The 26,190-nt window shown below is 70.5% G+C and carries 29 protein-coding genes and 1 pseudogene; 15 read left to right on the top strand and 15 right to left on the bottom strand.

Going from position 1 to position 26,190, the window contains the following annotated elements:
• Positions 1-71: 71 nt before the first annotated feature.
• From SSP24_RS34775 to SSP24_RS34785, 3 genes are read left to right on the top strand one after another with little or no spacing between them, the layout of a single operon-like run.
• Positions 72-1,025: an AraC family transcriptional regulator gene (locus SSP24_RS34775; protein ID WP_141313974.1), complete on the top strand. Its 954-nt coding sequence runs from the start codon at positions 72-74 to the stop codon at positions 1,023-1,025.
• Complete coding sequence (locus SSP24_RS34780; protein ID WP_141313975.1) at positions 932-1,654, top strand: AzlC family ABC transporter permease; 723 nt, start codon at positions 932-934, stop codon at positions 1,652-1,654. Before SSP24_RS34775 ends, SSP24_RS34780 begins: the two co-directional genes overlap by 94 nt.
• Entirely contained in the window at positions 1,651-1,959 is a 309-nt protein-coding gene (locus SSP24_RS34785) for an AzlD domain-containing protein (RefSeq protein ID WP_141313976.1), read from the top strand. Before SSP24_RS34780 ends, SSP24_RS34785 begins: the two co-directional genes overlap by 4 nt.
• 9 nt (positions 1,960-1,968) lie before the next feature.
• Here the strand turns inward: SSP24_RS34785 and SSP24_RS34790 are convergent, their stop codons facing one another.
• Positions 1,969-2,913 carry a prenyltransferase/squalene oxidase repeat-containing protein gene (locus SSP24_RS34790; RefSeq protein WP_141313977.1) on the bottom strand — a complete coding sequence of 315 codons (945 nt, stop codon included), beginning with the start codon at positions 2,911-2,913 and terminating at the stop codon, positions 1,969-1,971.
• A gap of 80 nt (positions 2,914-2,993) precedes the next feature.
• Here SSP24_RS34790 and SSP24_RS34795 point away from each other — a divergent pair, with 80 nt between their 5' ends.
• Together SSP24_RS34795 and SSP24_RS34800 are read left to right on the top strand one after the other, a co-directional pair.
• Positions 2,994-3,188, top strand: a complete 195-nt coding sequence (locus tag SSP24_RS34795) for a DUF3046 domain-containing protein (protein WP_141313978.1) — start codon at positions 2,994-2,996, stop codon at positions 3,186-3,188.
• A gap of 108 nt (positions 3,189-3,296) precedes the next feature.
• Positions 3,297-4,571, top strand: coding sequence for an AI-2E family transporter (locus SSP24_RS34800; protein WP_229865912.1), 1,275 nt, complete (start codon positions 3,297-3,299; stop codon positions 4,569-4,571).
• Positions 4,572-4,595: 24 nt separating this feature from the next.
• On the opposite strand, the gene SSP24_RS34805 is transcribed toward SSP24_RS34800, so the two are convergent.
• The gene (locus tag SSP24_RS34805) at positions 4,596-5,393 is read right to left on the bottom strand and encodes a hypothetical protein (protein ID WP_174864774.1); all 798 of its coding nucleotides are present in this window, start codon (positions 5,391-5,393) and stop codon (positions 4,596-4,598) included.
• 346 nt (positions 5,394-5,739) lie between these two features.
• Between SSP24_RS34805 and recA the strand changes: the two genes are divergently transcribed.
• Positions 5,740-6,864, top strand: a complete 1,125-nt coding sequence (gene recA, locus SSP24_RS34810) for a recombinase RecA (protein ID WP_141313979.1) — start codon at positions 5,740-5,742, stop codon at positions 6,862-6,864.
• 3 nt (positions 6,865-6,867) lie between these two features.
• Positions 6,868-7,713, top strand: coding sequence for a recombination regulator RecX (recX, locus tag SSP24_RS34815; RefSeq protein WP_141313980.1), 846 nt, complete (start codon positions 6,868-6,870; stop codon positions 7,711-7,713).
• Between the two features lie 62 nt (positions 7,714-7,775).
• Here the strand turns inward: recX and SSP24_RS34820 are convergent, their stop codons facing one another.
• From SSP24_RS34820 to SSP24_RS34850, 7 genes and pseudogenes are all read right to left on the bottom strand, one after another.
• Positions 7,776-8,183: a rhodanese-like domain-containing protein gene (locus tag SSP24_RS34820; protein ID WP_141313981.1), complete on the bottom strand. Its 408-nt coding sequence runs from the start codon at positions 8,181-8,183 to the stop codon at positions 7,776-7,778.
• 61 nt (positions 8,184-8,244) lie between these two features.
• Positions 8,245-8,379, bottom strand: a pseudogene (locus SSP24_RS34825) (cysteine dioxygenase); the annotation flags it as partial.
• 85 nt (positions 8,380-8,464) lie between these two features.
• Positions 8,465-10,168 carry an FAD-dependent monooxygenase gene (locus SSP24_RS34830; protein WP_141313982.1) on the bottom strand — a complete coding sequence of 568 codons (1,704 nt, stop codon included), beginning with the start codon at positions 10,166-10,168 and terminating at the stop codon, positions 8,465-8,467.
• A gap of 196 nt (positions 10,169-10,364) precedes the next feature.
• Positions 10,365-11,279: an amino acid ABC transporter permease gene (locus SSP24_RS34835; RefSeq protein ID WP_141313983.1), complete on the bottom strand. Its 915-nt coding sequence runs from the start codon at positions 11,277-11,279 to the stop codon at positions 10,365-10,367.
• A complete protein-coding gene (locus tag SSP24_RS34840) occupies positions 11,276-11,941 on the bottom strand; it encodes an amino acid ABC transporter permease (RefSeq protein ID WP_141313984.1) in 666 nt (221 codons plus the stop codon). The genes SSP24_RS34835 and SSP24_RS34840 overlap by 4 nt, the downstream gene beginning before the upstream one ends.
• Before the next feature lie 75 nt (positions 11,942-12,016).
• The gene (locus SSP24_RS34845) at positions 12,017-12,856 is read right to left on the bottom strand and encodes a glutamate ABC transporter substrate-binding protein (RefSeq protein WP_141313985.1); all 840 of its coding nucleotides are present in this window, start codon (positions 12,854-12,856) and stop codon (positions 12,017-12,019) included.
• An 80-nt stretch (positions 12,857-12,936) separates the two neighbouring features.
• Positions 12,937-13,713, bottom strand: a complete 777-nt coding sequence (locus SSP24_RS34850; protein WP_141313986.1) for an amino acid ABC transporter ATP-binding protein — start codon at positions 13,711-13,713, stop codon at positions 12,937-12,939.
• Between the two features lie 289 nt (positions 13,714-14,002).
• On the opposite strand from SSP24_RS34850, the gene SSP24_RS34855 reads away from it, so the two are divergent.
• On the top strand, positions 14,003-14,689 hold the full coding sequence (locus SSP24_RS34855) for a response regulator transcription factor (RefSeq protein ID WP_141313987.1): 687 nt from the start codon (positions 14,003-14,005) through the stop codon (positions 14,687-14,689).
• Between the two features lie 9 nt (positions 14,690-14,698).
• Positions 14,699-16,114: a sensor histidine kinase gene (locus tag SSP24_RS34860; RefSeq protein ID WP_141313988.1), complete on the top strand. Its 1,416-nt coding sequence runs from the start codon at positions 14,699-14,701 to the stop codon at positions 16,112-16,114.
• Here the strand turns inward: SSP24_RS34860 and SSP24_RS34865 are convergent.
• The gene (locus SSP24_RS34865) at positions 16,093-17,088 is read right to left on the bottom strand and encodes a TAXI family TRAP transporter solute-binding subunit (protein WP_141313989.1); all 996 of its coding nucleotides are present in this window, start codon (positions 17,086-17,088) and stop codon (positions 16,093-16,095) included. The genes SSP24_RS34860 and SSP24_RS34865 overlap by 22 nt on opposite strands.
• 85 nt (positions 17,089-17,173) lie before the next feature.
• Here SSP24_RS34865 and SSP24_RS34870 point away from each other — a divergent pair, with 85 nt between their 5' ends.
• Complete coding sequence (locus SSP24_RS34870) at positions 17,174-17,578, top strand: pyrophosphohydrolase domain-containing protein (protein ID WP_141313990.1); 405 nt, start codon at positions 17,174-17,176, stop codon at positions 17,576-17,578.
• Positions 17,579-17,661: 83 nt separating this feature from the next.
• On the opposite strand, the gene SSP24_RS34875 is transcribed toward SSP24_RS34870, so the two are convergent.
• Positions 17,662-19,032, bottom strand: a complete 1,371-nt coding sequence (locus SSP24_RS34875) for a hypothetical protein (protein WP_141313991.1) — start codon at positions 19,030-19,032, stop codon at positions 17,662-17,664.
• Between the two features lie 290 nt (positions 19,033-19,322).
• Here SSP24_RS34875 and SSP24_RS34880 point away from each other — a divergent pair, with 290 nt between their 5' ends.
• Positions 19,323-20,069 (top strand): PP2C family protein-serine/threonine phosphatase, encoded by a 747-nt coding sequence (locus SSP24_RS34880; protein ID WP_141313992.1) that lies wholly within the window; start codon positions 19,323-19,325, stop codon positions 20,067-20,069.
• Positions 20,070-20,096: 27 nt separating this feature from the next.
• Here SSP24_RS34880 and SSP24_RS34885 read toward each other — a convergent pair whose 3' ends face one another.
• A complete protein-coding gene (locus tag SSP24_RS34885; protein ID WP_141313993.1) occupies positions 20,097-20,750 on the bottom strand; it encodes a protein-L-isoaspartate O-methyltransferase family protein in 654 nt (217 codons plus the stop codon).
• A complete protein-coding gene (locus SSP24_RS34890; RefSeq protein WP_141313994.1) occupies positions 20,747-21,172 on the bottom strand; it encodes an SRPBCC family protein in 426 nt (141 codons plus the stop codon). Before SSP24_RS34890 ends, SSP24_RS34885 begins: the two co-directional genes overlap by 4 nt.
• Positions 21,173-21,276: 104 nt before the next feature.
• Here SSP24_RS34890 and miaB point away from each other — a divergent pair, with 104 nt between their 5' ends.
• On the top strand, positions 21,277-22,806 hold the full coding sequence (gene miaB, locus SSP24_RS34895; protein WP_141313995.1) for a tRNA (N6-isopentenyl adenosine(37)-C2)-methylthiotransferase MiaB: 1,530 nt from the start codon (positions 21,277-21,279) through the stop codon (positions 22,804-22,806).
• A gap of 45 nt (positions 22,807-22,851) precedes the next feature.
• Positions 22,852-23,571, top strand: a complete 720-nt coding sequence (locus SSP24_RS34900; protein WP_141313996.1) for a class III extradiol dioxygenase subunit B-like domain-containing protein — start codon at positions 22,852-22,854, stop codon at positions 23,569-23,571.
• A 165-nt stretch (positions 23,572-23,736) separates the two neighbouring features.
• Here the strand turns inward: SSP24_RS34900 and SSP24_RS34905 are convergent, their stop codons facing one another.
• Both SSP24_RS34905 and SSP24_RS34910 read right to left on the bottom strand, forming a co-directional pair.
• On the bottom strand, positions 23,737-24,006 hold the full coding sequence (locus SSP24_RS34905) for an antitoxin (protein WP_141313997.1): 270 nt from the start codon (positions 24,004-24,006) through the stop codon (positions 23,737-23,739).
• Between the two features lie 24 nt (positions 24,007-24,030).
• A complete protein-coding gene (locus SSP24_RS34910; protein ID WP_141313998.1) occupies positions 24,031-24,303 on the bottom strand; it encodes a hypothetical protein in 273 nt (90 codons plus the stop codon).
• 218 nt (positions 24,304-24,521) lie between these two features.
• On the opposite strand from SSP24_RS34910, the gene miaA reads away from it, so the two are divergent.
• Both miaA and SSP24_RS34920 read left to right on the top strand, forming a co-directional pair.
• Positions 24,522-25,460 carry a tRNA (adenosine(37)-N6)-dimethylallyltransferase MiaA gene (gene miaA, locus SSP24_RS34915; RefSeq protein ID WP_141313999.1) on the top strand — a complete coding sequence of 313 codons (939 nt, stop codon included), beginning with the start codon at positions 24,522-24,524 and terminating at the stop codon, positions 25,458-25,460.
• Positions 25,461-25,568: 108 nt separating this feature from the next.
• On the top strand, positions 25,569-26,123 hold the full coding sequence (locus SSP24_RS34920; RefSeq protein WP_141314014.1) for a hypothetical protein: 555 nt from the start codon (positions 25,569-25,571) through the stop codon (positions 26,121-26,123).
• The last annotated feature ends 67 nt before the right edge of the window (positions 26,124-26,190 follow it).

A 26,190-nucleotide genomic window follows, 5' to 3' on the forward strand; every position in this document is an offset into this window, starting at 1 on the left:
CCCGCCGCGGGCGGCTGCGGGTGCGTGGGGCCGTCCGGCCCACATCTGCGGCGGTCGCGGAGAATGGGGTCATGGCGTCTGGCGAGCGCGCGCGGCACTGGCAGTACTCGGAGCTGCCCGGTGTGGATCTGCTGCGGGCCCGGTATGTGCGGAAGACGTTTGTGCGGCATACGCACGAGAACTTCGTGATCGCTGCTATCGCGGATGGCGTGGAGGTTTTCCATCACGGCGGGGGTGATCAGTATGCGGGGGCCGGGACCTTGGCGCTGGTCAATCCCGATACTCCGCATACCGGGCGGGCGGGGGTGCCGGAGGGGTGGCGGTATGGGGCCGTTTATCCCTCGCCGGATGTGGTGGCTGAGATCGCTGCCGAGACGACGGTGATTCGTGGGACGCCGGGGTTTGTGCAGCCCGTTTTCGAAGATCCGTACGCCGTTGGATTGGTGCATCGCGTGCTGCGTGCTGCGGATGAGGGGAACGCCCTGGCCGCGGACACGCTGTTGCGTGTTGTGGTGACGCGGTTGCTGCGGTTGAACGGTGGGGCGCTGCCGCGGCGTGAGGTGCGGACTGCGGGGGCTCGGGTTGCCGCACGGGCGCGTGAGGTGCTGGAGGGGCGGATGGTCGAGCCGCCGAGTCTGGAGAGGCTCGCGGGAGAGCTGGGGACCAGCCCCTTTGCGTTGCTGCGCGCGTTCCGGGAGTCGTACGGGATGCCGCCGCATGCCTGGCTGACCGATGCCCGGGTGCGGCGGGCGCGGCGGCTGCTGGATGCGGGGACGGCGCCTGCGGAGGCCGCCACGCTGGTGGGGTTCACCGACCAGCCGCATCTGAACCGGCATTTCAGTCGGATCGTGGGGGTGCCGCCGGGGGCGTACCAGCGGGAGCGCAAGAACGTACAAGACGTGGCTCGGCGGCTGCGCCTACCGTCCGACGTGTGGCAGAACAGACAGCTCTCGCAGACATACGGGCCGATGGAAGGCCGGATGCCGCCGTCGTACGGGATGCCCTCGGCGTCGGAGTCGCCGTAGGACTGTCGGGGTTCGCCTTCGGGGTGACCTCGGCGGGCAGTGGGCTCAGCTTGTGGCAGACATGTGCGCTCAGTTTGTTGGTGTTCACCGGGGCGTCCCAGTTCGCGCTGGTGGGTGCGCTCGCCGCGGGCGGGAATCCCTTCACGGCGGCCGCGGGTGCACTGTTCCTCGGCGTGCGCAACGCCTTCTACGGGCTGCGGCTGTCGCAGTTGCTCGCCCTCCCGCGCGCGGTGCGTCCGTTCGCCGCACAGTGGGTGATCGACGAGACGGCGGCGGTCGCGCTGGCGCAGCCCACGCGGCGCAGTGCCCGGATCGGGTTCGTGGTGACCGGGCTCAGTCTGTACGTGCTGTGGAATCTGACCACGCTGCTCGGGGCGCTGGGGGCGGAGGCCATCGGCGATACGGCTGCTTGGGGGCTTGATGCGGCCGGGCCGGCGGTCTTTCTGGCGTTGCTGGCACCGATGCTGCGGAGTGGGACCGAGCGGGCTGTCGCCGGGCTCGCGGTGATTCTGGGGCTGGGGTTGTTGCCGATCCTGCCTGCCGGTCTGCCGGTGCTGGTGGCCGCCCTCGCGGCGCCGGTTGTGCTGTGGGCGCGGGGGCGCCGCGAGCGAGAGGGGCGGGATCGTTGAACGTTTGGATCGCGGTCGGTGTCACCGCTGTCGGGTGCTACGCCGTCAAGCTCGCCGGGTTGCTGGTGCCCGCCGGGGTGCTGGAGCGGCCCCTCGTCAAGCGGCTGGCCGCGCTGCTGCCCGTAGCCCTGCTCGCCGCCCTCACGGCCCAGCAGACGTTCGCCGACGGGCAGGCACTGGTGCTGGACGCGCGGGCCGCCGGGGTGGCCGCGGCCGCCGTGGCGCTGTTTCTGCGGGCTCCCTTTCTGCTGGTCGTCGCGGCGGCCGTGGTGGTGACGGCGGGGGTGCGGGCGATGTGCGGGTGAGGTGCGGGGTCAGCCGATCGGGCGGCCGTAGGACCTGAGGGTGCGCAGCGCCTCGATCGTCACCAGGGGGCGTGCCTCAAGGGCGGGGGCGGGGGCCCACTGGCGCCAGCGGATCGGCCAGCCGCCGTCCTCCTGTTGCTCGCTCGCCAGGAAGTCCAGGGAGCGTGTCATCTCGTCGTCGGTGAACCATGCGCGCGCGAGGGACTGCGGCGTTCTGGCGTAGTCGTGCGGGAAGTGGTGCTCGCCGGGGGCGTAACCGGAGGCCACGGGGTACGCGTCCAGGCGGTCGGGGTCGAGGGCGGCGAGGCGGTGTTCGCGGACCAGGCGGCCCAGGCGGTCGGCGGCCGCCTCCGCGCGCGGGCGGTCGGGTGCGGAGTCCAGGAACGCCACGGCCGCCTGAACCTCGTAGGGGTGGGATTTTTCCAGGGATTCGACCGCCTGCCAGCAGAAGTCCGTGGCCCGGAACAACCAGGCGTGCCAGACCTCGTTGCGGTGCAGGACGCCCACAACCGGTCCCGTGGCGAGGAGTTCGCTGGGCGGGTCGTCGACGACCGGTACGAAAGGCGCGGTCGGATAGCCGCGTTGGCTGGGATGGATCGCCGGCAGCGCGCCGTCCGGCGTGGAGACGGACGTCAGATAGCGGCACACGCGCTCCACGCGCTGGCCGCCACAGCGCCCGATGGAGTCCAGGACGCGCAGGGCGTGCGCGGTGTGCAGTGGCTGGCTGACCGGACCGCGCAGATCGGGCTCCAGGGCGTGGCCGTACCCGCCGTCCTGGTTGCGGTAGGCGTCCAGTGCCGTCTCCACCGGGTCGGCGTTGCCGTGGAGGAAGTGGTACGCGAAGAGGCGCTGCTCCAGCACGCGCGCGGTGAGCCAGACGAACTGCTCGGCGCGGAACAGCGGGGAGCGCGCCGGGGGCGTCGGGGGGAGTGGGGAAGCTCCTGTTTCGGCCATGGCTCAGACCGTAGGACGGAAAGCGGTCTCGGCATGCGCTCCCGGCTCGGGCCCACTCTCAGGGGCGGGATACTGGTGTCATGAGGTTGACGGTCTTCTGGGAGCGGATGGCGGAGCACTTCGGTTCGGGATACGCCGACACCTTCGCGCGCGATCACGTGATGTCGGAGCTCGGGGAACGCACCGTGTACCAGGCGCTCGACGCCGGCTGGGAGGCCAAGGACGTGTGGCGCGTGATCTGCACGGTCATGAACGTGCCACAGGAAAAGCGCTGACCGGCCACGAAGATCGCAGGACGTCACCCGAATGTCGGTGCCGTGGGTGAGACTTGCACCGTGGCAGACGAGACCGGGCAGGCAGCCCCGCACGCATCCCCCTCCGGCATGACGCCGCCCGCCCGGCCTCCCGTCGGCGGTGCCGTCGCGCCCGGCGGGCGCATGCCGCGCTGGCTGCCGCGTGCGATGGTGCTGGCGCTGGCCCTGGTCGCCGTGTTCCAGCTGGGCAGTTGGGCCTTCCACCAGCTCACCGGCCTGCTGATCAACATCCTGATCGCGTTCTTCCTGGCCCTCGCCATCGAGCCGGCGGTGAGCTGGATGGCCTCGCGCGGAATGCGCCGGGGACTGGGCACCGGCCTGGTCTTCCTCACCGTGATGATCGCCTCCGCGGGCTTCGTCACGCTGCTCGGCTCGATGCTCGCGGGGCAGATCATCACGATGGTCGAGGGCTTCCCGGACTACCTCGACTCCGTCATCAACTGGATCAACGCGCACTTCAACACCGAACTGAGGCGCGTGGACGTCCAGGAGGGCCTGCTGCGCTCCGACTGGCTGCGCAACTACGTGCAGAACAGCGCCACCGGCGTCCTGGACGTGTCCGCGCAGGTCCTCGGGGGCCTGTTCCAGCTGCTGACGATCACCTTGTTCGCGTTCTACTTCGCCGCCGACGGCCCGAGGCTGCGCCGCGCGCTCTGCTCCGTGCTGCCGCCCGCCCGGCAGGCCGAGGTGCTGCGCGCGTGGGAGATCGCCGTCAACAAGACGGGCGGCTATCTGTACTCGCGCGGTCTGATGGCGCTCGTCTCGGGCGTGGCGCACTACATATTGCTGGAGTTCCTGGGCGTGCCGTACGCGCCCGTGCTGGCGGTCTGGGTGGGGCTCGTGTCGCAGTTCATCCCCACCATTGGCACCTATCTCGCCGGTGCCCTGCCCATGCTGATCGCCTTCACGGTCGATCCTTGGTACGCGCTGTGGGTGCTGATCTTCGTCGTGATCTACCAGCAGTTCGAGAACTACGTGCTGCAGCCCAAGCTGACCGCCAAGACGGTCGACATCCACCCCGCGGTCGCCTTCGGGTCCGTCATCGCGGGCACCGCGCTGCTCGGTGCGGTCGGCGCGTTGATCGCCATCCCGGCGGTCGCCACGCTCCAGGCGTTCCTCGGGGCGTATGTGAAGCGGTACGACGTCACGGACGACCCCCGGGTGCACGGGCACCGGAGACGAGCACCGGGCACGGGGCTCGTCACGCGCGCGCGGGGGGTGTGGGGGCGGCTGCGGACAGCGGAATCGGGGGCGTCGGGGGGAGGCTCGGTGGGGCAGCCGGGGGAGGCGGAGCGAGACTCGGCGGGGGAGTCGGGGCAAGGCTTGGCAGAGGAGCGTTCGTAAGGGGGCTCGCTCGCAGGCGTCAGCTCAGTACGTGAGAACGGCCCAGACCACGGCTCCGGCGACCGCCGCCGCGTAACAGCCGACCGCCGCAGCCACGATCCGCCTGCGGTCCGGCTCGCTCCAGGGGGCGCGGGAGAGCAGCCAGGCCAGCGCGGGCAGGACCAGTACGGCGTGCAGACTGACCCCGTGCAGCGGCTTCAGCGGGGCCGTGGAATGGTACGCCGCCGCCTGGTCGCCGGTCCGGACGAGCACCACCCCGCGCGCGATCATCGCCGCGCCCGAGACCAGCGCGACGAGCAGGATCGCGAACCCGGACCGCACCGCGAGGGCCATGCCCACCGGACCCGAGGGCCGGTACCGGAACGACGTGACCGCGAAGACGGTGAGCAGTACCACCAGGACGCCACCACCCACCGCGAGCGTCATCGACACCGCAGTGTCGAAGGGCGTCTCCATGTCGAGGTGCGAGGGCACCCGGCGCCACGCCTGGAGGGTGATGCCTGCGACCTCCACCACACAGTCGGCGGCGAACAAGACGAGCAGCACGGTACGCAGCCTCGGCGCGATCCGCAGATACGACGTGACCCAGGTGACCGCCATCAGCGTCACCCCGAAGGAGAGCCCGAAGGTCACCGGCTTGCGCCAGGAGACGGGCCCGTTCCACGGGCCGCCGTCGACCGCGAACACCACCAGGTGCGCCAGGCCGGAGACGATCAGGAGGAGGGCGGTCGCGTGGCAGAGGCGAGGGACGGCGGTTCCGGGAGACGGGGCGGGACCGACTGCGTGGGTGGTGACCTGCGTGAGCGGCGCGGGGGACTTCATGCCCAGAGCCTGGCGAAGGGGGTCCGGTGCCGTCGTCGTACCGCCGGAGACACCTGTCGTACGCCGGGGGAAGCAGGGCCGGGTCGGGGCGGTGAGGCGGAATCGGGGGCCGGTGTCGGTGCGCGGTCGTAGTCTCGGAAGTGCCCCGTGGTGAGCTTGACACGAAAATCGAACATCCATTCTTATGGAGGCTCCGGTGAGGCTCTCGACGGGGATTTCCACAGGGATTTGATGGCGAAGTGCCCGAGTTATCCACAGGCCGGACCGGCGTCGGGGCGCATTGTCAGTGGCAGGCGTTAGCGTCTTTGACGTGAAGCGATCGACTCAAGCAAACCGGGTGGAACCCATGGCAGGTACCGACCGCGAGAAGGCACTCGACGCCGCCCTCGCGCAGATTGAACGGCAATTCGGCAAGGGCGCGGTCATGCGCATGGGCGAGCGGGCGAAGGAGCCCATCGAGGTCATCCCGACCGGGTCGACCGCGCTCGACGTGGCCCTCGGCGTAGGCGGGCTGCCGCGCGGCCGTGTCGTCGAGATCTACGGCCCGGAGTCCTCCGGTAAGACGACCCTGACCCTGCACGCGGTGGCGAACGCTCAGAAGGCCGGCGGACAGGTCGCCTTCGTGGACGCGGAGCACGCCCTCGACCCCGAGTACGCGAAGAAGCTCGGCGTCGACATCGACAACCTGATCCTGTCCCAGCCGGACAACGGCGAACAGGCGCTGGAGATCGTGGACATGCTGGTCCGCTCCGGCGCGCTCGACCTGATCGTCATCGACTCCGTCGCCGCGCTCGTCCCGCGCGCGGAGATCGAGGGCGAGATGGGCGACAGCCACGTGGGTCTGCAGGCCCGTCTGATGAGCCAGGCCCTACGGAAGATCACCAGCGCGCTCAACCAGTCCAAGACCACGGCGATCTTCATCAACCAGCTCCGCGAGAAGATCGGCGTGATGTTCGGCTCGCCGGAGACCACGACCGGTGGCCGGGCGCTGAAGTTCTACGCCTCGGTGCGCATCGACATCCGCCGCATCGAGACCCTGAAGGACGGCACGGAGGCGGTGGGCAACCGCACCCGCTGCAAGGTCGTCAAGAACAAGGTCGCGCCGCCCTTCAAGCAGGCCGAGTTCGACATCCTCTACGGCCAGGGCATCAGCCGCGAGGGCGGCCTGATCGACATGGGTGTGGAGCACGGCTTCGTCCGCAAGGCCGGCGCCTGGTACACGTACGAGGGCGACCAGCTCGGCCAGGGCAAGGAGAACGCGCGCAACTTCCTGAAGGACAACCCCGACCTGGCCAACGAGATCGAGAAGAAGATCAAGGAGAAGCTGGGCGTGGGCGTGCGGCCTGAGGAGCCGGCGGCCGAGCCGGGCGCGGACGCCGCGGTCTCCGCCCCTGCGGACGACCCGGCCAAGGCGGCGCCGGCCCCGGCGGCCAAGACGGCCAAGACCAAGGCCGCGGCTGCCAAGAGCTGACCCGTGACACGGCGAACCGACTGGGCCGAGTACGCATACCCCGGCATCCCGCGGGAGCCGGATTCGGGGAGCGCGGACGAGGGGGGCTTTGCCGAGGCCGGGCACGGTGAGGTCCGGCTGGACGGTGGCTCGCGCGCCGAGGCCGGGCACGGTGATGACTGGCCGGACGGCGGCTCGCACGCCCATGCGGGTGCGAACGAAGGCGGCCGGTCTCGCGGCGACCGCGGGGGGCGCGGCGAGGCCGGCTCACGACGGGGGCGTGGGCGGCGCCGGCGTGGCTTCGCAGAGCCGTCCGCCGAGGACGGGGACCCCTCCTCCTTGTCGAGGGCCGAGCAGGAGGAGTCCCCAGGGGACCCGGCTGAGCGGGCACGGGCGATCTGCCTGCGCCTGCTCACCGGGACCCCGCGGACGCGGAAGCAGCTCGCGGACGCCCTGCGCAAGCGGGAGATCCCGGACGACGTGGCCGAGGAGGTGCTGTCGCGGTTCGAGGAGGTCGGGCTGATCAACGACAGTGCCTTCGCGGACGCCTGGGTGGAGTCCCGGCATCACGGCCGGGGGCTGGCCCGGCGGGCGCTGGCGCAGGAGCTGCGGACCAAGGGGGTCGACTCCACGCTGATCGACGCGGCCGTCGCCCAGCTCGACACCGAGCAGGAGGAGGCGACCGCGCGCGAACTCGTCGCCCGCAAGCTGCACTCCACACGCGGCCTCGACCGCGACAAGCGGCTCCGGCGGCTGGCGGGGATGCTGGCGCGGAAGGGGTATCCCGAGGGGATGGCCTTGCGGGTGGTCCGGCGTGCGTTGGAGGAAGAGGGGGAGGATACGGAGTTTTTGGGAGAGGAGGGGTTCTGAGGGGGGCCTGGCAGGGGTGAAGTTCTCAGGCTCGGCGTCACCCACGCCCCGCCGCCTACGCCTCACGCGCTCGCGGCCACCGGAAGTCCCGCACCCCGCCAAGCCTGGAAACCACCCTCCAGGTCCGTAGCCCGGTGCAGCCCCAGCCGATGGAGGGACTCCACCGCGAGGCTGGAGGCGTACCCCTCGTTGCAGATCACCACAACGCGCAGGTCGTGGCTCGTGGCCTCGGGAAGGCGGTGACTGCCGTGGGGGTCGAGGCGCCACTCCAGTTCGTTGCGCTCCACGATCAGGGCGCAGGGGATCAAGCCGTCCCGCTCGCGCAGGGCCTCGTATCGGGTGTCCACGAGGAGTGCCTCGCCGGCCCGGGCGGCCTCGTAGGCCTCCTGGGGTTCGATCCGCACATATCCCTCGCGCACCCGTTCGAGCAACTCGTCGATACCCACCGGCATTCCACGCTCACCACTCATCGCCGCTCCTCAAGGCCCCTCTACCGCCTACTCGCTCACCCGCACCCCCCCACACCATGCCTCACTGCCAGTCCTCCGGCCGCTCCACCTGCTCCAACCGCAGCACACTCCCCGCGCGGCTGTATCGCCGAATCCGCGGCAGCGGCGGGTAGTAGGCGTGTACGGAGATGGCGTGTCGGTTGGGGGACTCGGTTACATCCGGACCGGTCAACTCACCGTCACCCTGCGGACGAAGACACAGAGTGACGGCGAGCCATCAGGCGCACCACCGCAACGAGAGCTCAGCGCGAGCCCGCCGTGGCCTCGGCCGTGGCCTTCGCGGGGCCGCCCAGTGCCGCCTCCGCCGCCGTGTACAGGTCGGCCGGGCGGACGCCGTTGAGGGCCGTGACCAGGTGGCCGTCGGGCCGGATGAGGAGCACGGTGTGGGCGGACGCGCCCGGGTAGCGCTCGGCGACGAGCAGTTCGGCCGGGTGGGGCAGCGCGGTGACCGCGGCCGCGAGCCGGGGCATGATCCCGGCGGTCACCCAGTGCTTGCGCTCCCACACGCCGGTGCCCGGAGCGATCAGTACGACGAGCAGCGCGTCGCGACCGAGCCGGTCGCGCAGTCGTACGAAGGAACCGTCCTCCGCAGTGACCCGCACATCCGCCACCGGCGCACCCGGGAGCGTGTCGACCGGGACCTCTGCCTCGATGCCCTGGGGAGCGAGGGGTGAGTCGGCGTATGTGCCCGGCGAGCCCAGCGGGCCGCGCCCCAGGTGGCCGTCGGTGAGCAGCGCGTCATGGCCGCGGCCCGCGCCGGGCACGTAGGAGCGCAGGGCCCCGCCGCCGCGCAGCAGTGGCAGCACCTGGTCGGCGGCGCGCAGCCGGGCGGCGACGACGGCGCGGCGCTCCGCCTGGTAGCTGTTGAGGAGCGTCTCGCGCGGCCCGTGATGCCAGGCCAGCGCCAGCTTCCAGGCGAGGTTGTCGGCGTCCTTGAGCCCCTCCTCCAGCCCCTGGGTGCCGAGCGCGCCGAGCAGATGGGCCGCGTCCCCGGCGAGGAAAACGCGGCCGACGCGCCAGCGGCGAGCCAGGCGGTGGTGGACGGTGTGAACGCCGGTGTCGAGGAGTTCGTACGGCGGTGTGGAGCCGCCGGTCCAGCCCGCCAGGGTCTCCCGGATGCGGGTCACCAGAAGCTCGGGCGTGACCAGGTCCTTGCCGGGCGGCAGCAGCCAGTCCAGCCGCCAGACGCCGTCGGGGAGCGGGCGTGCGGTGATCTCCCCGGCCGAGGGGCTTGACGTCCGCCACGGCGGCATTCGGTGGAGCAACGCCCGGCCGGGCCACGGAAGTTCCGCACGCAGCGCGGCGACGGCGTACCGTTCCACCGCCGTACGGCCGGGGAAGCGGATGTCCTGGAGCTTGCGCACGGTCGAGCGGGGACCGTCGCAGCCGACCAGGTAACTGCCGCGCCACCAAGTGCCCTTGGGGCCTCGGGTGCGCGCGGTGACGCCGGAGGTCTCCTGCTCGATGGTGTCGAGCCGGCTGTCCACCGCGATCTCGACGAGGGGTTCGCGGTCGATGGCGGCGCGCAGGGCGTTGGTGAGGACGTGCTGGGCGAGGTGCAGGGGCGGCTCCTCGGGGGCGGCGCCGGTGGTCACGGCGTACTCCGAGCGCGCTTCGCTCATCTGCTCAACGTCACCGAGGGTGCCGGAGTTCCCGAAGCCAACGGAGGCGTCGTCGAAGTCCCCGAACGTGATCTCCCGCACCACCTGCCTGCGCCGCATCGACCGCCATCCGGCCCAGCGGGTCCCGGCCTCGGCGAGCGGCACCCCGGTCAGCCGTTCCAACAGCGCGGCGGTGTCCTCGCGCAGGACGACGGTGCGGGCGAGCCGCGGTTCGTCCCCGCCCGGGCCCTCGTCGAGGACGACGGACGGCACTTCCTGACGCGCGAGCGCCAGGGCGAGCGTGAGCCCGACGGGCCCCGCTCCGACGATGATCACCGGATCCACGCGGCGCTCCCTGTCCGCAGCGGTGCTTTTGGAGACGTGAGTGAACAGGAGGTTGGAGCAGGGTGCACGATCACAGAACGTATGCAACCCATTGCCGGTGCTTGCGTCAAGTGACGAGGGGCAGTGGCGATCATGCCACTGCCCCTCGTGTCACTGAAGTGTCACCGAAGTGTCGCTGAAGGCTGCTGACTCACCCTCAGAGGGCGCCTCCGGCGCCGGTGCCGTAGCTGCCACCGACCTCCGCGGCGTTGATGTCGTCCACCTTCTCGGCTCCGAGGACCGCGCCGGTGCTCTTCTTGCTACGCCTGAGCCTGCCCTCCAGCCAGCTCGCGAACGAGGTGAGCGCGAAGTTGACCAGGATGAAGATGAGGGCCACGACCGTGAAGCTGGCGATGGTGTTCGCGCCGTAGAAGGCGCTCATCGGGCGGACCGCCGCCATCAGGTCGGAGAAGTTGAGCAGCGCGCCGCCGAGCGCGGTGTCCTTCACGATGACCACCAGCTGGCTGACGATCGCGGGAAGCATCGCGGTGACCGACTGAGGCAGCAGCACGTACCGCATCGTCTGGCCCTTGCGCAGCCCGATGGCCATCGCGGCCTCCGACTGCCCCTTCGGCAGGGCCAGGATGCCGGCCCGCACGATCTCCGCCAGCACCGATGCGTTGTAGAGGACGAGGCCGGTGATGACCGCGTAGAGCGGGCGGTCCTCCGAGCTGATGTCCGTGAACTCGGCGTAGACCGCGTTGGCGAAGAGCATCAGGATCAGCACCGGGATCGCCCGGAAGAACTCCACCACGGCACCCGAGGGCCACCGGACTCCCCAGTGGTCGGAGAGCCGTGCGATGCCGAAGAACGCGCCCAGCGGCAGCGCGATGACCATGGCGAGGGCGGCCGCGATCAGGGTGTTTTCCAGGCCGGGCAGGATGTACGTGGTCCACACCCGGGAATCCGTGAAGAAGGGCTCCCACTTGACCCAGTCGAGCTGGTTCTTCTCGTCGAGCTTCAGGTACACCCACCACAGCGCGGCGGCGAGGACGGCGATGAACGCGACCGAGAGGATGACATTGCGCCGCTTGGCCCTGGGACCGGGGGCGTCGTAGAGGACCGAAGTCATCGCTTCACCGCCACCTTCTTGCCCACCCAGCCGAGGATCAGACCGGTCGGGAGGGTGAGGCAGACGAACCCGAACGCGAAGATGGCAGCGATGAGGATGACCTGGGCCTCGTTCTCGATCATCTCCTTCATGAGGAACGCGGCCTCGGCCACGCCGATGGCGGCGGCGACCGTGGTGTTCTTGGTCAGCGCGATCAGTACGTTGGCCAGCGGTCCGACCACCGAGCGGAACGCCTGCGGGAGCACGACCAGCGTGAGGACCTGCCGGAAGTTCAGCCCGATGGCGCGGGCGGCCTCGGCCTGCCCGACGGGCACCGTGTTGATGCCGGAGCGCAGCGCCTCACACACGAAGGCGGAGGTGTAGGCGATCAGGCCGAGCACGGCGAGCCGGAAGTTGATGACCGTGAAGTCCTCGGAGCCGAGCTTGATGCCCAGGGTCTGGAAGAGGCCCAGTGACGTGAAGAGGATGATGATCGTCAACGGAATGTTCCGCACCACGTTCACATAGGCGGTGCCGAAGCCGCGCATGAGGGGTACGGGGCTGACACGCATGGCGGCCAGCAGGGTTCCCCAGATCAGTGAGCCGATGGCCGAGTAGACGGTGAGCTGCACCGTCACCCAGAAGGCCCCCAGCACGTCGTAGTCTTCAAGAAAGTCGAACACTGTCTCCCGCGCTTCCGCGTTGGGGGAGGACGCGGCACGCCGCCCTCACGGACGGCGTGCCTGTGCGCCCTTGCTTCACTTGACGATGTTGCCGATCTTCGGCGCGGGCTCGTTCTTGTAGTTCGCGGGGCCGAAGTTGGCCTCCACGGCCTTGTCCCACGAACCGTCGGAGACCATCTTCTCCAGGGCGGTGTTGATCTTGTCCTTGAGGTCGCTGCCCTCCTGGACGCCGATGCCGTAGTTCTCGTTGCTCAGCTTCAGGCCGGCGAGCTTGAACTTGCCCTGGAACTGCTGCTGCGCGGCGTAGCCGGCGAGGATGGAGTCGTCGGTCGTCAGCGCGTCGACGGCCTCGTTCTCCAGACCGGTCAGGCACTCCGAGTAGCCGCCGTACGTCTGCAGGTTGGCCTTCGGGGCGATGGTGTCCTTGACGTTCTGCGCCGAGGTCGAACCGGCCACCGAGCAGAGGTTCTTGTTGTTCAGGTCCTCGGGCTTCGTGATCGAGTTGTCGTCGGCCCGGATCAGCACGTCCTGGTGGGCGAGGAGGTAGGGACCGGCGAAGTCGACCTTCTTGTCCCGCTCGTCGGTGATCGAGTACGAGGCGGCGATGAAGTCGACGTCGCCGCGCTCCAGCATCGTCTCGCGGTCGGCGCTCTTCGCCTCCTTCCACTCGATCTGGTCCTCGGTGTAGCCGAGTTCCTTGGCGACGTACGTCGCGACATCGACGTCGAAGCCCGCGAAGTCGCCGTCCGCGGTCTGCTGGCCGATGCCCGGCTGGTCGTACTTGATACCGATCTTGATCTTGTCGCCGCCACCGGAGCCCGAGTCCGAGTCGCCGTCCCCCCCACCACAAGCAGTCGCGGTCAGGGACAGGACAAGTGCGGTGGTCGCCGCGGCGGTGACCTTGCGGAGCTTCATGGTGAACATCCTTTGCCTGGTGAAGTGGAGGGCCGTCCGTGCGGGAAGCGCTGCTCGTCGCGAAGGGCGACGAGCGACGGTCAGTGGTGGAGGATCTTCGACAGGAAGTCCTTGGCGCGGTCGCTGCGCGGGTTGCTGAAGAACTGGTCCGGCACGGCCTCTTCGACGATGCGGCCGTCTGCCATGAACACCACACGGTTCGCAGCGGATCGGGCGAAGCCCATCTCGTGCGTGACGACGATCATGGTCATGCCGTCGCGGGCGAGCTGCTGCATGACCTCCAGCACCTCGTTGATCATCTCCGGGTCGAGGGCCGAGGTCGGCTCGTCGAAGAGCATGACCTTCGGGTCCATGGCCAGGGCGCGTGCGATCGCGACGCGCTGCTGCTGGCCGCCGGAGAGCTGTGCGGGGTACTTGTCCGCCTGCGAGGCCACGCCGACCCGGTCGAGCAGCGCCCGGGCCTTAGCCTCGGCCTGCTTCTTCTCCGCCCTGCGGACCTTGACCTGGCCCAGCATCACGTTCTCGAGCACGGTCTTGTGCGCGAACAGGTTGAACGACTGGAACACCATGCCGACATCGGCGCGCAGCCGGGCCAGCGCCTTGCCCTCCGCGGGCAGCGGCTTGCCGTCGATGGTGATCGAGCCGGAGTCGATCGTCTCCAGCCGGTTGATGGTGCGGCACAAGGTGGACTTTCCGGACCCGGAGGGCCCGATGACCACGACGACCTCGCCGCGGGCGATCGTCAGATCGATGTCCTGGAGAACGTGCAACGCGCCGAAATGCTTGTTGACGCTCTTCAGGACGACCAGTTCGCCGGTTGCGGCCACATCTTCCTTGGCCACCGATACTTCGGTCATCGCTCTCAGGCTCCGTCCTCCTCGGTTTCGGAGGACAGTAGCTACCCTACGCGACCTGCGTCATTACATCTGAGGCGAATTTGAGTATCACGATCCGATAGCACCCGGCCACGGGTGGTAGCACGGATCACCGGCCCGCGTATCGGCCGGATAACGGAAGAGCCGCGCAACCGGAACCCTCTTGACGCCGTCGTCATCCATCAGCGTGACTGCCTTGGTGCACGCGCGCGCGTGCATGCGTTTTTGTACCCGCCGAGTCCGTACTGCCGATGAACCGAAGGGAGCCGGGATGAGACTGCTGCTCGTCGAGGACGACAACCACGTCGCCGCCGCTCTGTCCGCGGTCCTGGCACGGCACGGTTTCGACGTCACGCACGCGCGCAGCGGCGAGGAGGCCCTCCAGGCGCTCGTCCCGGAGGGCGCCGGTTTCGGTGTCGTCCTGCTCGACCTCGGCCTGCCCGACCAGGACGGCTACGAGGTGTGCAGCAAGATCCGCAAGCGCACCAGCACGCCGGTGATCATGGTCACCGCGCGCTCCGACGTCCGTTCCCGCATCCACGGCCTCAACCTTGGCGCCGACGACTATGTCGTGAAGCCGTACGACACCGGGGAGCTGCTGGCCCGAATCCACGCCGTCAGCCGGCGCACCGTCCACGAGGATCCCGCCTCCGGTGGCGAGACCGCGCTGCTCCTGGGCCCCGTACGCATCGAACTGCCCACCCGTCAGGTCACCGTGGACGGTTTGGTTGTCCAACTGACCCGCAAGGAGTTCGACCTGCTGGCCCTGCTCGCGCAGCGTCCCGGGGTGGTGTTCCGGCGGGAGCAGATCATCAGTGAGGTGTGGCGCACCAGCTGGGAGGGGACCGGACGCACCCTGGAGGTGCATGTCGCGTCCCTGCGCGCCAAGCTGCGCATGCCCGCCCTGATAGAGACCGTGCGCGGCGTCGGCTACCGGCTCGTCGCCCCGGCCGCGTAGCGGGGCAGGGTGCGTACACGTCTCCTGCCGCTGCTGATCGTCCTGATGGCGGCCGTACTGCTGGCGCTCGGCATCCCGCTCGCCGTCAGCGTGGCCGCGGCCCAGCAGCAGAAGGTGGTCGTCGACCGGATCGACGACACCGCCTTCTTCGCGGCCCTCGCCCAGTTCGTCAACGCCCCGCCGGCACCCCCGGGAAGGCGCCTGGAGACGCTGAGCCGCGAACTCGACAGCTACTACGACGTCTACGGCATCCGCATCGGCGTCTTCTACGCCGATGGCACCTCCATGGCTCATGCGCCGGCGGAGTGGAGCCTCCCCCGCGAGGGCGAGGTGCGCGACGCCTTCGACGAGGCGCTGCTCAGCCGTCGCAGCGACGACCCCGAGCAGGTGTGGCCCTGGCAGGACGGTCGGCTCGTCGTGGCCTCGCCGGTCATCCGGGACGGCGACGTCGTCGCAGCCGTGGTGACCGACTCGCCTACCGGGCAGATGCGTTCGCGGACCCTGTACGGCTGGCTGGTCATCGCCGCCGGCGAGACGGCCGCCATGCTGCTGGCCGTCGGCGCCGCCCTGCGGCTGACCGGCTGGGTGCTCAGACCCGTACGCGTCCTGGACGCCACCACGCACGAGATCGCCACCGGACGTCTGAAGTCCCGGGTCGCGGTGGCGAGCGGGCCGCCGGAACTGCGTCGGCTCGCCCGATCGTTCAACGAAATGGTGGACAACGTCGAGGACGTCCTGGAACAGCAGCGCGCCTTCGTCGCCGACGCCTCGCACCAGTTGCGCAACCCGCTCGCCGCGCTGCTGCTGCGCATCGAGCTGCTCGCCCTCGAACTGCCCGAGGGCAACAAGGAGATCGCCTCCGTCCAGACCGAGGGCAAGCGCCTGGCGCGGGTCCTGGACGACCTGCTCGACCTGGCGCTCGCCGAGCACGCCGAGGCCGACCTCCAACTCGCCGACATCGGCGCGCTGACCGCCGAGCGGGTCGCCGCCTGGGCCCCGACCGCCGAGGCCAAGGGCGTACGGCTGGTGGGGAACTGCCCGGCGACGACCGCCTGGGTCGACCCGGTGACCCTGTCCAGCGCGCTGGACGCGGTGATCGACAACGCGCTGAAGTTCACGCCCGAGGGCGAGTGCGTCGAGGTCACCGTCGCCTCCAACGGCGGCACCTCGACCATCGTGGTCGCCGACCGCGGGCCCGGCCTGACCGACGAGGAGCTCACGCGCGTGGGCGACCGCTTCTGGCGCAGCGGACGGCACCAGAACGTCAAGGGCTCCGGGCTCGGGCTATCCATCACTCGCGCGTTGCTCGCGGCGGCCGGTGGCTCGATCACCTACGAGCATCATGAACCGCACGGGCTGAAGGTGACGCTGACCATGCCCCGGAACGGCGCCCCGGAACGGCCCTACGGCTTGACCGAGCGGTAGTAGCGCCGGGCGCCCTCGTGCAGGGGCAGCGGGTCGGTGTAGATCGCCGTGCGCAGATCGACCAGCTGGGCGGAGTGGACGTGCGCGCCGATGCCGTCGCGGCTCTTGAGCACCGTGCGGGTCACCCACTCGGTGAGCTCGGGATCCATGTCCTTGCGGGTGATCAGTACGTTGGACACCGCCATCGTGGGCACCGTGGCGCCGCCCCGGGACCCGTACGCCGACTCGGGCATGTTGGTCGCGCGGTAGTAGTGGGTGCCCGGACCCTGGCGGTGCAGCTCGGCGACGAAGTCGTCGTCGATCGGCACGAACTTGAACTCGAACTTCCGGGCCAGCTGCAGCAGGCCGTCCGTGGGCAGCCCGCCGGACCAGAAGAAGGCCTCGATCTCGCCCCGCCTCAGCCGGGCCGGCCCGGTGTCGATGCCGTCGGACAGCGGCGTGATGTCCTGCTGCGCGTCGATCCCGGCCGTCTTCAGCACCCGGGTGGCGATCAGCCGCACGCCCGAGTGCGGCAGCCCTATGGCGACCCGCCTGCCGCGCAGGTCCGCGACCGAGTCGATGTCCGAGTCGCTTGGGACCACGAGGTGCACATAGTCGTCGTACAGCCGTGCGACCCCGCGCAGCCGGTCCGCGCCGGGGCCCTCGTTCTGCTCGTACGTCTCCACCGCGTCCGCCGCGGCGATGGTGAAGTCGGCCTCGCCGGTCGCCACGCGCGCGACGTTCTCCTGCGAGCCGTCACTGGTGAGCAACCGCACCTTGAGATTCGGCATGTCCTTGGCCAGTTCGTGGCGCAGCAGGGTGCCGTACTCCTGGTAGACACCACGCGGCGTGCCGGTGCTGAACGTGATCGTCCCGCTCGGCGGCTCCTCGCCCAGCGGCAGCAGCCACCACAGCAGCAGACCGAGGGCGACGACGCCGGCGGCCGCGCCCTGCAGGGCCCGGCGGGTGCCGATCCGGGGGAACGTTCTGGACATGCGCGCGATCCTGCCAGCCCGTACGGCTGGTGACCAGGGCGGGAATCACAGGGGACTGTCAGTGGGGGCCGTTAGTGTTCGGCGCATGAGTTCCTCGCCCGCCGACCTGGTCCGTGAATTCCACCTCGCCTTCGGCCTCGACGCCCGCAGCACTCCGACTCAGGTGTCGTCGGAGCTGGCCGCGCACCGCGGTGAGCTGCTGGCCGAGGAGGCCGCGGAGGTCGCCGAGGTGTCGGTGACCGGCCCCCTCGACAAGCTGGCGCACGAGCTGGCCGACGTCGTCTACGTGGCGTACGGCACGGCTCTTGTGCATGGCATCGACCTGGACGCGGTCATAGCCGAGATCCACCGCTCCAACATGACCAAGCTGGGCCCCGACGGCCAGGTCGTGCGCCGCGCCGACGGCAAGGTCCTCAAGGGCGAGCACTACGAGGCACCGGATGTGTCGGCGGTGCTGCGCAGGCAGGGGTGGCGGCCGGATGGGGAGTGAGGCGGTCGTACGACGGGCAGGGCGCGGTCCGGCGGTTCGGCTCGCGTCCTCCCGCGTGCGCCGGACCGCCGGACCTGCCGCCGCTACGCCATGTCGCTGCCCGCGAGCTTCCACTCCCGGTGCAGGGCGCCCAGCGGGATGCTGTGCTGGGCCACCGGTGTGCCGAAGATCGACAGCTGGATGCGCAGGGTGCCGGTGAGGTCGACGCCGCCGTACAGGCTCCAGACGGCGGGCGTGCCGGCCGTGGCCGTGGCCTCGCCGCGGAGGTACGGCGCCAGATCGGCGGCGACGCCCACGGTGCCGTAGAGACCGATGGACGCCTCGGCGCCGAGCGTCGCCTTCACGTTCCCGGCGGTGGTCAGGGACGTGCGGACCGGCGTGCCGGTCATCTCGGACTCGCTGACCGGCGTCCACCCCTGAGCGAGGCCGAAGGTGCCGCCCGCCTTGAAGTCGCCCTTCAGGCTCTGCTCGACGTCGACGGTGATCCGGCCGTCGCCGCTGAGCTGGAGGTAGCAGGTCAGGTCGAGGTTCACCACGACGGGGACGGGGCCGACCTGCAACACCGGGTCGGCGTGCAGCTTGGCGAACGGGATGCGCAGCGGTGTGTCGGAGAGGGCCGCGCGGCCGTGCAGGGCCCAGCCCGAGGTCCAGTCGCCGGACACGCCGAGGTACGCCGAGGCCGGGGTGGCGCCGGTGCCCTGGCCGCCGTACCGGAAGTCGACCTGCGGGGCGACCTGCACGTGACCGGAGACGGACGCCGCGGCCGACGCCGGTGAGCCCTCGACGGCGGGCAGTTCGGCCCGTACGTCGAGGCGGAGGCTGCCGAGCGGGACCGTGGCGCCCTCGGGACCGGCGTGGACGTCACCGGCCTTGGACCAGGAGACGTCGACGTCGGGGAGGAGCTTGTCGATGTCGAAGGCGGCGGGATCGACCGGGACGGAACCGCGGGCGGTGTCGTCGCCGAGCAGGGTGTTGAGCGTGGCGGGCTCGGTCTGCACCTCGGTGCCCTCGTCGGTCTCGCCGATGACCTTGGTGACCTTGGCGAGAAGTCCGTCCGGGGCGCCGGGCGCGGGGGCGCTGGCAATCACGTCACCGACGGCGGGGTCGGGGGACGGGGACGGCTCGGAACTCGCCTTCCTCGGGCTGGAGATGAGGGCGCGTCGGGTCCGGCTGTCGTACGAGTCGACGGTGAGGTCTGTCTTACGGGCCTCCGCCTGCTCGCCGGGCGCGTCCGGGCTGGCGGTGGCGGTCGGGGCGTCGGCGGGGGCGGCTGCAACGGCGAGCGGCTCGCTGTCCCCGGCGGGCTCGGCCTGGTCGGCACGGGACTGGCGGGTCTGTTCGACGCCCGCGCGGCTGTCGCCTTGCGGCGGCGAGGAGCAGCCTGCGGCGAGCAGGAGGGCGGCTGCGGATAAGACGGGCAGGAGAGCACGCGTGTGCCGCTTGCGTCTGCGCAAGGTGAGTCCTGGGGGTGGTGGGGGGTGACATGAGAGGATCCGGCGGAGAGATTTCCTACTCGCCGGTAACCGAGCATGAGCATGCCACGCCCGGCGCACCGGAGCTCCACATTCCGGCTACATCTACGAGTGACGTGGGCCACTGACCCGGAGGCAGGAACGCGCCCACCGCCGCGGCTCGAACGCAGACGCCGGAATGGCGTACGCCCGGGACCGCCTACCCTTGTGGCATGAGCAGCATCGACCGAAGCCAGACGGCGGGCGTCACTCGCAGCTAGGAGATCCGCACCATGCGGTACGTGGCTGTGAGCGCGCTCAGTCATCCCGGGCTGCTCCGCGAACAGAACGAGGACAGCCTGGTGATCGGGCCGTGGACCCTGTGCGCCACGGTGACGGAGAGTCCGCAGACCCTGTACTTCCCGCTCGGGACGCCGCTGGTCGTCGCCGTTGCCGACGGGCTCGGCGGGCATCCTGGCGGCGACGTGGCCAGCGCGCTGGTCGTTCGCCGGATCGCGTCCATCGGCCCAGCCATGAGCAGCGAGGACGCCGTCCGCGACGCCTTGAACGTCTGCAACCGCGCCGTGTACGAGGCCGTCGGCGACGAGGGAAGCGAGTTCGCCACCATGGGGACGACGGTCGCCGGCATCGTCGTGCAGCCCGACTCGCTGCTGACGTTCAACGTGGGCGACAGCCGGGTCTTCGCGGCTTCCCGCGACGGGCTGCGGCAGGTGAGCGTCGACGACAGACTCCCACCCGAACCCGGGCGGCGCACCAGCTCCCTCGTCACCCAGTGCCTCGGCGGCAGCCTGGCTTATCGCGCCATCCACCCCCACGTGACGACCGGGTCCCTGTCTCCCGGCGACCGCTATCTCATCTGCACCGACGGCCTGACCGATCCTCTGCCGGCGGACGTACTCGACGAGGTGATGCGGGAGCACGACGACAGCCGAGCGGCCGTCGAGCTGTGGAAGGCCGCCATCGCGGCAGGCGGTCCTGACAACATCACGCTGGCGATCGTGCGCGCCGCGGAGGCATAGGGAGGGAGGTCCCGGTCGAGGAACTTCCTACAGCAACTCCGCCTCGTCCAGCGGGTATCCGTATCGCCCCTGCAACCGGACGAAGCAGGCCAGGGTCAGCACCCGCAGCTGGTCCAACCCCGATGCGGTGCGCTCGAAGCACACCACCTGCTCGTGCCCGCCCGGCCCGATCGGCTGCACCAGGCGGCCGTGCGGCCGTACCTGTGCGACCAGCGGTGCGGGCACCTGTGGGAGAGCAGCAGACACGAGGACAGCGTCATAGGGAGCCCGGTCCGGCACGCCGCCGCTGCCGTCGCCGACGCGCAGCTCCACGTTCCGCACGCCGTGCCGTGCGAGGTTCACGCGAGCCTGCCGGGCTATCCCCGGCCGCATCTCGATACTGACCACGTCCGCGGCCAGTCGAGCGAGCAGAGCGGTCTGAAATCCCAGGCCCGTACCGATCTCCAGGACGTGCTCGTCGCCACCGAGACCAAGGCCCTCGATCATCATGGCGGACAGCGAGGGCTGTGTGGTGACCTGTCCCTGCCCGATGGCGACGGGCACGTCCCGGTAGGCGGCAGCCACCTGACCGGCCGGGACGAATCCTGCCCGGGGTGTCGTGCGCACGGCCTCCAGCAGCCGCTCGTCCATGATCCCGGCGGCTCTGAGGGCCCGTACGAGATCGTCCGGTTCCCCGTTCACGCTCGTTCCAGGTACTCCTTGAAGTGCTCCAGATCGCTGCGGACGAGTCGTTCGATGGCGTTCGTCTGGGCGAACCCCTTCGGCCCGCCGAAATTCTCCCGGACCGTCTCGGGGTCGTACTCCAGCCGTGCCTGGATGCGGGTGGTGTTCTCGTCGACCGGCTGAAACGCGAAGGAACCCGCCAGCTCGGGGGCGCCCGTGGTGAGCCACTCCATCACGTGTTCGCCGCGGTCGGAAACCTCGGCCTCCACCTCCCGGGCCCGGCCACCTGCCTCTATGTTCAGATGCGCTCGGCCCCCCGCTTCCGTATGTGCGTCCCGCACTCCTTCCACGAAGCGTGGATAGTGCTCCACTCGGTGCAGCGCCTCCCAGGCCGTATCGATCGGAACTCCGACGTCGACGTGCAGTTCGAGTGTGCTCACGGCCCACCTCCACGTGCAGCTCGTGACGCATGGTTCTCTGCTTCCAGTGTGCGCTCGGCAGGAGCCGGAACCACTCCGCCGGATACTCCGCCTACCCTTGACGCATGACCAGCAGCAGCGACCGGAGCCCCGCAGTGGACGTGCCCGCCCCCAAGAGCTACGAAATCCGCACCTACGGGTGCCAGATGAACGTCCACGACTCCGAGCGATTGGCCGGGCTGCTGGAGGACGCGGGGTACGTACGCGCCCCCGAGGGCTCCGACGGCGAGGCGGACGTCGTCGTCTTCAACACCTGCGCGGTACGGGAGAACGCCGACAACCGGCTGTACGGCAACCTCGGCCACCTCGCCCCGAAGAAGGCCAGGCGGCCCGGCATGCAGATCGCGGTCGGCGGCTGCCTCGCGCAGAAGGACCGCGACACCATCGTGAAGCGTGCGCCCTGGGTGGACGTCGTCTTCGGCACGCACAACATCGGCAAGCTGCCCGTCCTGCTGGAACGCGCGCGCGTGCAGGAGGAGGCGCAGGTCGAGATCGCCGAGTCGCTGGAGGCGTTCCCGTCGACGCTGCCGACGCGGCGCGAGAGCGCGTACGCGGCGTGGGTGTCGATCTCCGTCGGCTGCAACAACACCTGCACCTTCTGCATCGTCCCCGCGCTGCGCGGCAAGGAGAAGGACCGCCGCCCCGGCGACATCCTCGCCGAGGTCGAGGCCTTGGTCGCCGAGGGCGTCTCCGAGATCACGCTGCTCGGTCAGAACGTCAACGCCTACGGCTCCGACATCGGCGACCGCGAGGCCTTCAGCAAGCTGCTGCGCGCCTGCGGCAAGATCGAGGGCCTGGAGCGCGTCCGCTTCACCTCGCCGCACCCGCGCGACTTCACCGACGACGTCATCGCCGCCATGGCCGAGACGCCGAACGTGATGCCGCAGCTGCACATGCCGCTCCAGTCCGGCTCGGACACCGTCCTGAAGGCGATGCGCCGCTCGTACCGCCAGGAGCGCTACCTGGGGATCATCGAGAAGGTCCGCTCCGCCATCCCGCACGCGGCGATCACCACCGACATCATCGTGGGCTTCCCCGGCGAAACCGAGGAGGACTTCGAGCAGACCCTGCACGTGGTGCGCGAGGCGCGGTTCGCGCAGGCGTTCACGTTCCAGTACTCCAAGCGGCCCGGCACCCCGGCCGCCGAGATGGACAACCAGATCCCCAAGGAGGTCGTCCAGGCGCGCTACGAGCGTCTCGTCGCCCTCCAGGAGGAGATCTCCTGGGACGAGAACAAGAAGCAGGTCGGCCGCACCCTGGAGCTGATGGTCGCCGAGGGCGAGGGCCGCAAGGACGGCGCCACCCACCGCCTCTCCGGCCGCGCCCCCGACAACCGCCTGGTCCACTTCACCAAGCCGGAGCAGGAGGTTCGCCCCGGCGACGTGGTCACGGTCGAGGTGACGTACGCCGCCCCGCACCACCTCCTCGCCGAGGGCCCCGTCCTGGACGTGCGCCGCACGCGCGCGGGTGACGCCTGGGAGAAGCGCAACGCCGCCGAGGCGGCCAAGCCGGCGGGTGTGCTGCTCGGCCTGCCCAAGGTGGGCGTCCCGGAGCCGCTGTCGGTGGCTTCGGGCAGCGGATGCGGCTGCGACTGAGGTCGGGTCGCTGACCGAAGGGCCTGCGGGGTTACGCTGCCGATCATGCTTGTCGCCGCCGCAGTCTGCCCCTGTCCGCCGCTGCTCGTGCCCGCGGTCGCCGCGGGTGCCGCGCCCGAGCTGGACGCCGCCCGCGCCGCGTGCACGGACGCGCTGGGGGTGCTTGCCGCCGCCCGGCCCGACCGGCTGATCGTCGTCGGGCCCATGCGGCAGGGCGAGGTCGAGACCTACCCGGAGGGCACGCACGGCTCGTTCCGCGGCTTCGGCGTCGACGTCGACGTACGACTGGGCCGGGAGAAGGCGGCCGACGCGGACGTACGGCGGGTCCTTCCGCCGTCGCTCGCCGTCGCCGCGTGGCTGCTGGACCGCACGGGGTGGTCGGATGCCCCGATCGAGGGACTCGCCGTGGGGGAACTTCTCGCGCCCGAGCGGTGTATGCGCCTCGGCAGGGACCTCGCCGCCGAGGCCGGGCGGGTGGCGCTGCTGGTGATGGGCGACGCCAGCGCGTGCCGCTCACTGAAGGCGCCGGGCTATCTCGACGAGCGGGCGGAGCCCTTTGACGCGGCGGTCGGGCGGGCGCTGGGGTCGGCGGACCTCGCGGCTCTGGAGGCGCTCGATGTGGAGCTCGCGCGCCGGCTGATGGTGTCGGGGCGCGCGCCCTGGCAGGTGCTCGCGGGGGCGGCCGCGGGCGCCGGGCTCGGCGGTGCGCTGTTGTATGAGGACGCGCCGTATGGAGTGGGGTACGTGGTGGCGTCCTGGTCGTAGGGGCGGAACCAGGGTGCGAGGCCGCCGGAAAAAACGGCGGACGGCCGGGAGCGCTGTGCTCCGCGGCCGTCCGCCGTACCGTATGCCCTGGTCTGCGCTTGCCGTCGGCTCCGTGTCGGCTCGGCCGTCAGCTCTCTCTGCTGACGGCTCTCTGCTCCCGGCTGTTCAGGAGGCCGGCGGCGGGCCGCTCGGCGGCGTGGTGGTCCCGCCTCCCGTGTCCTTTTCGTCCTTGTGCGCGAGCCGGTCCACGGCGCCCTTGGCCTTGTCGGTGCCCGTATGGATCTTGTCGCTGTACTTGCCCTTGGTCCGCTCGTCGACCACCTTCGCGGCCCTGTCGATGCCGTGCTGGATCTTGTCCTCGTGCCGCTGCGCGAGGTCGGAGACCTTGCCCTTGGCCGGGGCGAGCTTGGCCTTCAGATTGTTGAAAAGACCCATGGTTCACCTTCCCTCGCGGGACTGCTACGTCCGGGCGCTTTCATCCGCCTCACTGTCGGCGGCCTTGCCGGGGGACTGCTGCTGGGGGATCTCGACGGCCTCCGGGGCGTCGCCCTCGTCGCCCTCCTTCACCGCGGCCGGCTCCGTCCCGGCCCCGGCGTCGGTCTCGCCGGATCCCTTCGCTTCCGCAGTCCCGTCCGCCTCGGACGCGGCCGACGGCTGGTCGGCCTGAGCCTCGGCGGTCGACGCCTCCTCCTTGGCCTTCGACCTGCGGAGAAGTCGCGCAAAAACGCCCATATCAACTCCATACGTTACTCGTGCGGGCGAAATCCCGCGTCGCTATGGGTCCCCTTCCCGGGCGAAGTCGAGGAGCTCGGGGGAGCGTCCGTTTGCATCACCCGGGTCGCCGCTTCCGAGAACCGGCGGCGTGAACCACGCAACGGGCAACGACTCCAGGTCGCCGCCGTCACGTAACTCGTTCGTGGGCGGGGTGCGAGGTTTGCGAGACTGGTGCGGTGAGCAGCGCACTTCCCGCCCCCCGAGTCATCGCCGTCGTCGGACCGACCGCGGCCGGAAAGTCCGATCTGGGTGTCTACCTGGCCCAGCAGCTCGGCGGGGAGGTCGTCAACGCGGACTCCATGCAGCTCTACCGGGGGATGGACATCGGCACCGCCAAGCTGACGCCCGAGGAGCGCGCCGGCATCCCGCACCATCTGCTGGACATCTGGGACGTAACGGTCACGGCCTCCGTCGCCGAGTACCAGCGGCTCGCCCGGGAGCGGATCGACGCCCTGCTCGCGGAGGGACGCTGGCCGATCCTCGTCGGCGGCTCCGGACTGTACGTCCGTGGGGCGGTCGACAACCTGGAGTTCCCCGGCACCGACCCCGAGGTCAGGGCCCGGCTGGAGGAGGAGCTCACGCTGCGCGGCTCCGGCGCGCTGCACGCCCGCCTCGCCGCCGCCGATCCCGAGGCCGCGCGGGCGATCCTGCCCAGCAACGGCCGCCGAATCGTCCGGGCGCTGGAGGTGATCGAGATCACCGGCATGCCCTTCACCGCGAACCTCCCGGGCCACGACTCGGTCTACGACACCGTGCAGATCGGCGTCGACGTGGCGCGTCCCGAACTCGACGAGCGCATCGCGCGCCGGGTCGACCGGATGTGGGAGGCCGGGCTCGTCGAGGAAGTGCGCGCACTTCAGGCGCAGGGGTTGCGCGAGGGGCGTACGGCGTCGCGCGCGCTCGGCTACCAGCAGGTGCTCGCGGCGCTCGCCGGTGAGTGCACGATGGAGGAGGCCCGGGCCGAGACCGTCCGGGCCACCAAACGCTTCGCGCGCCGTCAGGATTCATGGTTCAGGCGCGATCCACGGGTGCATTGGCTCAGTGGGGCCGCGGCGGACCTCACGGAACTTCCGCGGCAGGCCCTGGCATTGGTCGAACGACCGGTTACAGCCTGATCACGTGATGGCATCGGGACGCTCCGGCCGTCATCCGGGCCTGCGGCGCCGTGCCATCATCGAGCTTCGATCGACCAAGTGGAGTCCTAGTTGGGAGGGCGCGTGGCGATGGAGGCCGGCCCTCGCGACACTGCACAAGGCGCTGAGTACGCCACCACCGGGAGTGGCGAAACGGAGCGGGACGACGAGGTTCGTTCGAGCACCGACGGGCAGGGCCGTCAGGGTCCGGAGGGGGACGGTCGTCTGAGCCCCGATGGGCCCGACGAGGCGCCCGAGGGTGTGACCGACGACGGTCCCGAGCCGGACGAGATGTTCGTGAGCGGCCCCGAGGTCGAGGTCGAGCTGCGCCCGCAGCGCCGACTGCGCCTGTGGCAGCTGGCTCCGATCGTGGGCCTGGCCGCGTTGGGCTCCCTGATGTTCGCGTTCCCGCTGGCCTTCGACTTCGGTGACAGCGGGGCCGTGATCGCCATGCTGGGGCTGCTGATCTGCTCCTGCGCGGCGGGCTGGGGGATGATGGCCGCCCGCAAGGTCGGCTACACCTGGCCAGGACTGCCGCAGCGGGGATCGGGGCGCCGGCCGGACTGGCGGGTCGTGCTCGCGTACGTGGTCGTGGTCGCCGCGGTCGTCGTACTGGCGGTGTGGCGGGTGGCTCGGCTGCGCTGAGGCCGGGGTTGCCGCGGGGCCGGTGTCCGTCGGCGACCAGGTGTCGTAGCCACCCCGTACGATCGAG

Origin of the sequence: Streptomyces spinoverrucosus (genome assembly GCF_006539505.1) — a bacterium.
In the GTDB taxonomy this organism is placed as follows: domain Bacteria; phylum Actinomycetota; class Actinomycetes; order Streptomycetales; family Streptomycetaceae; genus Streptomyces; species Streptomyces spinoverrucosus.